This window comes from Mesorhizobium sp. M1312, assembly GCF_040318115.1.
Lineage (GTDB): Bacteria > Pseudomonadota > Alphaproteobacteria > Rhizobiales > Rhizobiaceae > Mesorhizobium.
In genome coordinates this window covers 1-2,527 of sequence record NZ_JAMYLQ010000085.1, presented here as the reverse complement: position 1 = coordinate 2,527, position 2,527 = coordinate 1, and the positions used below count along the sequence as shown (strand labels likewise).

At 55.8% G+C, this 2,527-nt stretch carries 3 protein-coding genes; all 3 read left to right on the top strand.

Annotation, left to right across the window (positions count from 1 at the left end):
• Positions 1-1,799, top strand: a 1,799-nt coding sequence (locus NKH36_RS34565; protein WP_352966282.1) for a GcvT family protein, incomplete at its 5' end; no start/stop codon positions are given.
• On the top strand, positions 1,796-1,993 hold the full coding sequence (locus tag NKH36_RS34560; RefSeq protein ID WP_352966283.1) for a N,N-dimethylformamidase beta subunit family domain-containing protein: 198 nt from the start codon (positions 1,796-1,798) through the stop codon (positions 1,991-1,993). The genes NKH36_RS34565 and NKH36_RS34560, both read left to right, overlap by 4 nt.
• Positions 1,994-2,091: 98 nt before the next feature.
• Positions 2,092-2,487 carry an IS66-like element accessory protein TnpA gene (gene tnpA / locus NKH36_RS34555; RefSeq protein ID WP_352966280.1) on the top strand — a complete coding sequence of 132 codons (396 nt, stop codon included), beginning with the start codon at positions 2,092-2,094 and terminating at the stop codon, positions 2,485-2,487.
• Positions 2,488-2,527: the final 40 nt, after the last annotated feature.

The following is a 2,527-nucleotide window of genomic DNA, read 5'->3' as shown; positions in this document are numbered from 1 at the left end:
TGGGTGTGCGTATTCCTCTTTATGCGGCTGAGCATTTCTATGTTGTTACCGAGCCGTTGGATTTTGTAACGCCGAATTTGCCGGTCCTGCGCGATACAGATGGCTACATCTACTTGAAAGAAGACACAAGGAAGTTGCTCGTGGGTGCGCTAGAGCCTTGGGGGAAGCCGCTTCCGATGGACAGACTTCCGAAAGATACGGCGTTCATCGAGCTTCCGGAAGATTGGGAGCACTTTGAGTTGCCGATGACGAAAGCGATAGAGATAGTTCCTGATCTGGCGAAAGCCGGTATTGCCAAGTTTTTCAATGGTCCCGAAAGTTTCACGCCCGACCTCCTGTTTATGATTGGGGAAATTCCCGGCCTAAGGAACCTCTTCGTGTCAGCTGGCTATAACTCTGGGGGCATCGAGGCTGCCGCTGGAACCGGACGAGCTCTGGCGGAGTGGATCATCGCGGGCCAGCCGCAGATGGATATCAGCTCCGTCGATGTCGCGCGGTTTCACCCCTTCCAGATCAACAAACGATATTTGCATGATCGCACGGCCGAAGTGCTGGGCCTCCACTACAAGATACACTGGCCCTCTCACCAGCCGGAGACGTCCCGCGGTGTTCGAAAAAGTCCGCTTCACGACCGCTGGGCGAAGCTTGGGGCCAGCTTTGGCGAAGGAATGGGCTGGGAGCGTCCGATGTGGTTCGCTGGTGAGGGACAATCGACCAAAAACGTCTATTCCTACGACGAGCCGAACTGGTTCAAATATACCAGTCAAGAGTGCAAGGCAGCCCGCAACGGCGCCATCTTGGTAGATCAGAGCTCATTCGGCAAGCATTTGGTGCAAGGTCGCGATGCATGTCGCTTCCTACAGTGGCTTTGCGCGGGGAATGTGGATGTACCAATCGGGAAGCTCGTCTATACTCATATGCTTAATGAGAAAGGGGGGATAGAGACGGACATAACAGTGAACCGCCTATCGCAAACAGAGTTTCTCATCATTTCCTCGTCCACCGTCCATCCCAGAGATAAGGCATGGATTAGCCGGCATATCACAGATGAATTGAATGTCACGATCACGGATGTCACCTCGGCATATGCGGTCCTGTCATTACAGGGTCCGAAATCGCGCGAGATTCTGTCTCAAGTTACCGATGCAGATCTGGCAAATTCAGCGTTCCCATTCGCAACCAGTCAGGAAATTGATGTCGGTTATGCTCGGGTGATAGCCAACAGGCTGACGTTTATTGGGGAGCTTGGGTGGGAACTTCATATTCCGACGGAGATGGCGCAGCATGTTTTCGATGTTCTTTGGGATGCCGGCCAGGCGTATGGTCTCATGGCTGCTGGATATCATGCGCTTGAACATCTGCGGTGCGAACGGGCTTATCGGGAATATCAACTTGATCTCACTCCAGTCGACACATTGCTCGAGGCCGGCCTAGGATTTACGATTGATTGGAATAAGGAGGGTGGCTTTGTCGGTAAGGAGGCAGTCGCCGCTCAGAAAAGTAGCGGGATACTAAAGAAACGGCTAGTTTCCTTCAAGCTTCGCGATCCGAAACCGGTTCTATTCCATGAAGAGCCGATTCGTTGCGATGGTAAAATAATTGGTTATATTTCCTCCGGTGCGAAGAGCTTTACGCTCGGCACGTCGCTCGGGATTGGTTATATAACCCACGCCGCCGGTGTCACCAAGGAATTCGTAGAAAGCAGTCGGTGGGAAATCGAAATAGCCGGTAGCCTCTACGCAGCCGACGCATCGCTTCGCGCGTTTTTTGATCCAAATGGGGATCGCGTCAAGCAATAGGCCCTCACATCCGATTTGGCCGAACACAGCGTAAGCAGTTTCTCCACAGGGCTCTTGCCCTGGTAGCTGTTGGACACGACGAGTACTGGACCGCGGACCAGCTTGACGCTGTCCGCGATTTTCGGGATTCTGGGGACCATACTGTCTTCTTGGGCGGCAATCTTGCCCTATCTGGTCCGAGAAACGCTCGGTGACGCCGAATTTCATTTACTGCGTTTCCCCTCGGTGACGGCCGCCTTGCTGAGGTAGGCTGAAGGGTGCAAGTCCTAGTGCAAGCACTAGGAGTAGCCCTGTGACGAAGCATCAGATCGAAGTGATCACGTCGGTCGAGCGGCGCCGGCGCTGGTCTCGGGAGGAGAAGGAGCGGCTGGTCGCCGCGACGTTTGAGCCTGGGGCCAGTGTTTCCGAGATCGCGCGATCGGCTGGCATTCATGTGAGCCAGCTTTTCCGGTGGCGCAAGGAGCTCTGCCAGATCTCCGCGCCGACCGTGCCACAGCTCGTTGCGGCGGAAGTCGTCGAGGCGCGGCCGGCGCCGCAACCGCCTGCGCAGCAACCACCGATGTCGCGATCGCGCAAGAAGAGCAGCACGGTGACCATCGAGCTTGGCGGCGCCCGTCGCCTGCGGGTCGAGAGTGATATCGATAGCGAGGCGCTCGGCCGGATCCTCGATGTTCTGGAGCGGCGATGATCCCGGTCCCGAGCGGTGTGAAGGTGTGGCTCGCCACTGG